This window comes from Candidatus Deferrimicrobiaceae bacterium (assembly GCA_035256765.1).
In the GTDB taxonomy this organism is placed as follows: Bacteria; Desulfobacterota; Deferrimicrobia; order Deferrimicrobiales; family Deferrimicrobiaceae; genus CSP1-8.
In genome coordinates this window covers 1-6,698 of the sequence record DATEXR010000209.1, presented here as the reverse complement: position 1 = coordinate 6,698, position 6,698 = coordinate 1, and the positions used below count along the sequence as shown (strand labels likewise).

4 protein-coding genes are annotated in these 6,698 nt (G+C 66.9%); 3 read left to right on the top strand and 1 reads right to left on the bottom strand.

Going from position 1 to position 6,698, the window contains the following annotated elements; all coding sequences use genetic code 11:
- Nucleotides 1-1,051 precede the first annotated feature (1,051 nt).
- The 3 genes from VJ307_07070 to VJ307_07060 are packed head-to-tail and all read left to right on the top strand — an operon-like array spanning nt 1,052 to nt 3,731.
- Entirely contained in the window at nt 1,052-1,777 is a 726-nt protein-coding gene (locus VJ307_07070) for a VTT domain-containing protein (GenBank protein ID HJX73901.1), read from the top strand.
- A complete protein-coding gene (locus VJ307_07065; GenBank protein HJX73900.1) occupies nt 1,774-2,499 on the top strand; it encodes a TIGR04283 family arsenosugar biosynthesis glycosyltransferase in 726 nt (241 codons plus the stop codon). Before VJ307_07070 ends, VJ307_07065 begins: the two co-directional genes overlap by 4 nt.
- On the top strand, nt 2,496-3,731 hold the full coding sequence (locus VJ307_07060; protein ID HJX73899.1) for an OFA family MFS transporter: 1,236 nt from the start codon (nt 2,496-2,498) through the stop codon (nt 3,729-3,731). The genes VJ307_07065 and VJ307_07060 overlap by 4 nt, the downstream gene beginning before the upstream one ends.
- Here VJ307_07060 and glgP read toward each other — a convergent pair.
- Nucleotides 3,703-6,249 carry an alpha-glucan family phosphorylase gene (gene glgP, locus VJ307_07055; GenBank protein HJX73898.1) on the bottom strand — a complete coding sequence of 849 codons (2,547 nt, stop codon included), beginning with the start codon at nt 6,247-6,249 and terminating at the stop codon, nt 3,703-3,705. The two genes, VJ307_07060 and glgP, sit on opposite strands and share 29 nt — an antisense overlap.
- Between the last annotated feature and the right edge of the window lie 449 nt (nt 6,250-6,698).

Genomic DNA, 6,698 nt, shown 5'->3' with positions numbered 1-6,698 from the left:
GTGGGCTTTATCGCGAGGCTTCGGCTCAATCGGTTACCCGAGCGGGCCGCTCGCAAGCTACCGGGTCCTACCGACAATTACCCGGGTGGGTCCTCCTCCCACTGGTGATCTGCGCCTTTGGGGCGCACTGAGAAATGCGGGTTAACGCACCCTCCACGCGGTATTCATTCCCCCGTGGTCTCGTCCCGTTATTGACCAGCCCCCAGTGATCGGTCCACCTGTCTCGTAGTACTCCGCTTCATAAATACGGTGTCGCACCGAGAGCGTCGATGCGCCGCGCCAGCAAGGCGCGCGACTGAGGATGGGGGGGGGACACTCCCGCCGGGGACATTCCTGATTCATCTCCGGGATGCGGGAGAGGAGTGTCCCCGCCCATCAGGAGTGTCCCCCCTGAGCGCAAGGAGCGCGTACTCCGCGGGAGCGAGGGACCGGTCCCCGGAAGGGTCGGCAGCCGAGGCGAAGCGGATGCGCCGTCAGACCGCGAAGGACGACCGAGCACGGCGCAGGCGTACTGGCGGTACGCCGAGCCGGGCGCAGGGAGTCCGACAAAGGGCGGGCGGTGCGTTCCCTCGCCGCAGGCGCCGGTCGCCCACAGGGCTGCCTTTTCTGCTGCGACAAGCGATCCCCGGGCTGCGTCGGGCGTGCTCGTCGCTCGCTTGTGCGGCGTACTTGCCGTACGCCTCCGCGCTCGCTCCTGCGCTTGCCCGCCGTAGCCAAAGGGTCTCCCTTGTCTCGCGACGAAACCCTTCCGGGGACCGGCCCCCTGCAGCGGCGCTCGAATGCCAAGGTATTTGCGAGACGGTGCACTAGCAAGCGGGACCCACGGCGCGTCCGGAAAGGTCACCACCCGGGCATGACGCTCCCAGAGGGAGAGGACGGACCGGTCCCAGGTGAAGATCCGGGCGCCCAGATGGGCGAGGGAAGAGGGCATCTTCATGATCCCTGTCAGGATACGCCCGGGACGGCATGTACGGCAACAGGAGCCCGGACGGTAATTTCCGCGGCACGAGGCGCAATATAGTACAATTTTTCGCTGAGGGATCGCCGGACCGTGAAAAGAACGGGAATCATCAAACTTTTCGTCTTCCTTGCCTTCGCCGCCACGGTGGCGTATCTCCTCTTCTTCACTCCCGAGGGGAACCGGTTTCTGACGCACGAGGGGAGAAGGGAGCTGGTGGGGAGGATCGACCTGCTGGTAGGCGCGGCGGGCCTCTTCGGGCCTGCCCTTTTCGTCCTCATCTACGCGCTCGGGGTTCTCGCGCTTCCGGCGACGCCCTTTACCGCGGCCGGGGCATTCATCTTCGGAAAATACGCGGGAGCCGCCTGCAGCATTCTCGGGGCCACGCTGGGAGCGTCCGCCTCGTTCGTCCTCGGCCGGTATCTCCTGCGGGATTTCGCCCGCGGCTTCCTCGTCGGCAAACTGGGGGAACTCGACCGCAAGGCGGAAAAACACGGCTTCTCGATCATTTTCTACCTCCGGATCCTCTGGTTCCCCTTCATCGTCCTCAATTACGCCTCGGGAGCCACCCGCATCCGGTTCCGGGACTATTTCTGGGGGACGTTTTTCGGCATCTTTCCCGCCATGGTGATCGTTTCCCTTTTCTTCGGGAGCCTGAAAGAGATCGTCGCCTCGTACCGGAGGCCCGGGGATCTCCTCCAGTTCGACGTCCTGTTCCCCGTGGCGCTTCTCGGGTTCTCCTTCTTCCTCCCCAGAATCGTCAGGCGGATCCGGGGAGAACCGCTGCCGGATGTCGGTCCCGCGGCTGGGTCCGAATGACGGGTTTCGGGACCCCCCCGTCGGTCTCCGTCATCATCCCCGCGCTGAACGAGGCGGGAACGATCGCCGCAGCCGCCCGGTCCGCCCGGGAGGCGGGGGCCGGCGAGGTGATCGTGGTGGACGGCGGAAGCGGGGACGGGACCCCCGATGCGGCCTGGCCGGCAGCCGACGTCGTGATCCCCTCCCCCCCCGGCCGGGCCCGGCAGATGAACGCCGGCGCGCGTGCGGCGAACGGGACGATCCTCCTCTTTCTCCACGCGGACACGACGATCCCCGGAGGCGCGATCGCATCGGTCCGTGAGGCGGTGGAACGGGACGGCTTCCTGGGGGGAGCGTTTTCCGTGCGCCTCGCGGTCTCGCCTTCCGCCCCGCCTCTCCGGAAGGCGGCGCTTCGCCTCACCGCCCGGATGATCGGCGTCCGGGCGCGGCTTTTTCGCGCCTACACCGGCGACCAGGCGATCTTCCTTCGGCGGGACGTCTTCGAGAAGATCGGAGGCTACCCCGAGATCCCCCTGATGGAGGACGTGGAGCTCTCCCGCCGCCTCGCCCGGCGGGGAAGGACGGTCCTATTGTCCCTCCCGGTCACCACGTCCGCGAGGCGCTGGGAGACGCACGGCACGCTGCGCACGATCCTTTTGATGTGGAGGCTCCGCCTGGCCTATCTTCTGGGGATGCCGCCCGAGCGTTGCGCGGAACTCTACGGCCGGAGGAAACCGGGGTGAACCGCTGGTTCCGCGTGGCGGGCGGGGTCGCGATGAACCTCTGTTTCGGCTCCGCGTATTCGTTCAGCATTTTCCTCGCCCCCCTCCAGCGGGAGTTCGGTTGGACCCGGGCCGAGGTGTCGCTCGCCTTCACGCTGTCCATCGCGTTCATCGCCGTCGGGGTGCTGACCGGAGGGCGGTGGCACGACCGGAAGGGGCCGGCCCCGGTGGCCCTTACGGGGGCGCTTCTTTTCTCCGCGGGGATCTTCCTCTCGCGCTACACGCACGCGCTTTGGTGGCTCTATTCCTGCTACGGCGTCCTCGTGGGCTTCGCAAGCGGCGTCGGGTACGTCTGCCCCCTCGGGGTGGGGATGAAGTGGTTCCCGGAGAAGCGCGGCCTCGTCACGGGCCTCATGGTGATGGGGTACGGGGCGGGAAGCGCGCTGATCGCCCCGCTTGCCGGCCTTCTGCTGCACCGGTACGGGTGGCGGGACACCTTCGCGCTCCTTGGTATCGGGTTCCTGGTGGTCACCACGACGGGATCGTTCTTTCTGCGGAACCCCCCGGAGGGGTGGGGCCCCGCGGGATGGGCTCCCCCCTCCCCGGAGGAGGTTTCGTTCCGCACGCCGAGGGATTACCCGCCCGGGGAGATGCTCCGGACGGGGACGTTCTACCGGATGTGGATCGCCTACGCGCTGGGGACCGCAGCCGGCCTCATGGTCATCGGGCACCTGGCGGCGTTCGCGGAGGGCGCGGGGTTCTCCGCCCGCGACGCGGCGCTTTCCGTGGGGGTCCTCTCCGCCGGGAACGGCTGCGGAAGGATCGGCTCCGGGTGGCTGTCCGACCACATCGGCCGGACGCGGACGCTCGCCCTCGCCATGGGGGTGACCGCCCTCCTCCTCTTCCTCGAGCCCCGGGTGGGAACGGTGCCCCTGCTGTTCGGGTCGGTCTTCCTCATCGGGTACTGCTACGGCTCCCAGCTCGCCGTCTTCCCCTCCGCGACGGCGGACTTCTTCGGGATCCGGAACCTGGGGAACAACTACGGGCTGCTTCTCACCGCGTGGGGGACTGCGGGGATCATCGGGCCGATGGCGGGAGGAAAGATCTTCGACGCGACGAAGAGCTACCAAACGGCGTTCCTGATCGCCGCCGCGCTCGCCTTTCTCGCCGCGGTCGTCATCGCCACCGTCAGGCCGCCGGCCCCGCGATGGCCGGCACCGCTTTCTACTCCCAGGTCAGGAGCAGAGGCGTGAGCGGGTTCACGAGGTCGGGGTGGCGCGGCAGGATGCGCGCGGAGAAGCCGAACCGGCCGCTCACCCGGCAGGGGATTTCGGCGCGGAAGAGATCCTCGTTCCCCTCCCGGCCCTCATGCGTCGCCGGGATCGTCCCCCCGTTTCGCACCTGCCCCGCCGTATCCAGTATTCCGTAGAAGATCTCCACGGTGATGTCGTCCGGGGTGAGCGTCCCCAGGTCGGCCCGGACCGTCACCGCGACGCGGGACCCGACGAGAAGATCGCCGGTCGGCTTCTCCCCGTCCACGCGCATCGAGACGCGGGACCAGCCCGACGTGACACGGGACCTCCAGGCCGCGAGCTGCCTCGCGGAGGCGAAACCGTCCTTCGCCAGCCGGACGCCGATCCGGTGGGCGGGAAGGTAGAACCGCTCCGTGTACTCCTGGACCATCCGGTGCGTGTTGAAATAGGCCCCCAACTTGCGCATCGAGGTCTTCATCATCCGGACCCATTCGCGCGGAATCCCCCCCTTGCCCCGCTCATAGAACCGGGGGATGATCTCGTTCTCCAGCAGGCTGTAGAGCGCCTCGCACTCGACCTGGTCCTGCTCCTCGGGGTCCTGGTAGATCTCCCCGCTGCCGATCGCCCAACCGGTGTCCGGGGCGTACCCCTCGCACCACCAGCCATCCAGGATGGAGACGTTGATCCCCCCGTTCGCCGCGACCTTCATCCCGCTCGTTCCGGAGGCCTCCAGGGGGCGACGGGGGGTGTTCAGCCACACGTCCACCCCCTGCACCAGGTACCTCCCGACGTTGATATCGTAATTCTCCAGAAAGACCAGGCGGTGCCGGATGCGGGGGTCGGAGGCGAAATGGATGACCGACTTGATGATCTCCTTGGCAGGGAGGTCCTGGGGGTGGGCCTTCCCGGCGAAGACGATCTGGACGGGCCGTTCCGGGTCGTTGAGCAGGCGGACCAGCCTGTCCGGCTGCCGGAAGAGCAGCCCCGCCCGCTTGTAGGTGGCGAACCTCCGGGAGAACCCGATGGTGAGCACCTCGGGGTTCAGCACCTCCTCCGCCGCCCGCACCGCCGAGGCCCCGGCCCCCTGCCGCATCAGCTGTTTGTTCAGCGACTTCCGCACGAAGAAGACGAGCCTCTCCCGCCGGATCTCGTGCGTGCGCCAAAGCTCCACCGGCGGGATCGTCTCCACACGCTCCCACACGGTTTGGTCCCCGGGCTTCTCGTGGAACCGGGGGCCCAGGTAGCGCGTGAACAGGTCGCTCATCTCGTGGCTCAGCCAGCTCCGGGTGTGGATGCCGTTCGTGATGCTGTGGATGGGGACCTCGGACTCGGGAAGGCCGGGCCACAGGTCGCTCCACATCTTCCGGGACGTCTCCGCGTGAAGACGGGACACCCCGTTCGCGTGCGCTGCGCTGTGGAGCGCGAAGACCGTCATCCCGAAGTCGGGGGTCTTGCTCGACGCCAGCTGACCCAGCCCGAGGAACTCCTGCCATGGCACGCGAAGCTCCTCGGCCATCGGGTGGAGGTATTTCCGGAGGAGTTCCGTGACGAACAGCTCGTTCCCCGCGGGCACGGGGGTGTGCGTGGTGAAGACGTTGGAGGCGAACACCTGCTCCCGCGCCTCGGCGAAGGAAACACCTTGCGCCGCCATCTGCCCCCGGATGCGCTCCAGCACGAGGAACGCCGAGTGCCCCTCGTTCATATGGTAGACGGTCGGCGTGATCCCGAGGGCTTGCAGCGCCCGGACCCCCCCGATCCCGAGGATGATCTCCTGCCGGATCCGCATCTCCCGGTCCCCGCCGTAGAGCGTGCTCGTGATCTCCCGCGCGCGGGGGGAGTTCTCCTTCACGTTGGTGTCGAGGAGGTAGAGGGGGACGCGGCCGATCTGGACCCGCCAGACCCTCGCCCGGACCTTCTCCCCCGCCATATCCACCTCGATCCGGAGCGACTTGCCGTTGTTGTCCCGCTCGATCGTGACCGGCATGTTGTACCAGTCGTTGTCCGGGTAGAGCTCCTGCTGCCAGCCGTCGAGGCTTAAAATCTGGCGGAAATACCCTTTCTGGTACAGAAGGCCCACGCCGACCAGCGGCAGACCGAGGTCGGAGGCCGACTTCAGGGTGTCCCCCGAAAGGACGCCCAGGCCTCCCGAGTAGATCGGAAGGCCCTCGTCGATCCCGAACTCGCAGGAAAAGTACGCTGCCTGGAACTCCTTCTCCTCCCCGTGCTCCTCCCGAAACCATCCCGGCGCCTTGAGGTAGTCGACCAGGTTCTGGTGGACCCTGTTGACGTTGGCCACGAAGCTCTCGTCGCGGGCCGCCTCCTCCAGTTCTTTTTGGGAGAGGGAACCGAGCATGAGGATGGGGTTCTGGTACGACTTGTCCCAGAGGTCGGGATCCAGGCGGATGAACAGCTGGACGGCCTCCCAGTTCCAGGAGAACCAGAGGTTCATCGCGATCTCCTGGAGGGGTTTCAGTTCGGGCGGAAGATTCGGGCGGACGTGAAATTCCCGGATTTTCATAGGCGCAACCCTTTCCCGTGATATCGCATGGCGGAGGCGAACCGTCCCCGAAGGGGATCCGGGCGCCCCGCAATATCAATAGACAACAGGAAGGGGCCGAAAACAAGAGGGAAGCGGGGGGACATGCGGCGCGATCCCGGCAACTCCCAGGTTCCGCTCGACGCAATCCACCGGGGACATTCCTATCTCAAGGTGTACACTTGGTACCGTACACAACGGGGGGCCGCAAGAAGATGTCCCATGGATCGACCCGGCAGGGATGGAAGGGAGGCCGGAGGGTGAACCGGCTGTTTGTTCTCCTGGCGTTGGGGGCCTTTCTCCTGACGTGGGCGCCGCTCCCGGCGCCGGCGGAGGAGAGGACAATCTCCGGGACGATCGTCAGGCTCGATGCCGCGGGCCGTACTCTCACCGTGCAGGACGGAAAAGGGGTGAAGTGGAACTACAAGGTC

Bases quoted from the DNA above. Each gene is read 5' to 3' on its own strand.
- VJ307_07065 (HJX73900.1), top strand. From the start codon at position 1,774: ATGACGGGTTTCGGGACCCCCCCGTCGGTCTCCGTCATCATCCCCGCG.
- glgP (HJX73898.1), bottom strand. From the start codon at position 6,249: ATGAAAATCCGGGAATTTCACGTCCGCCCGAATCTTCCGCCCGAACTG.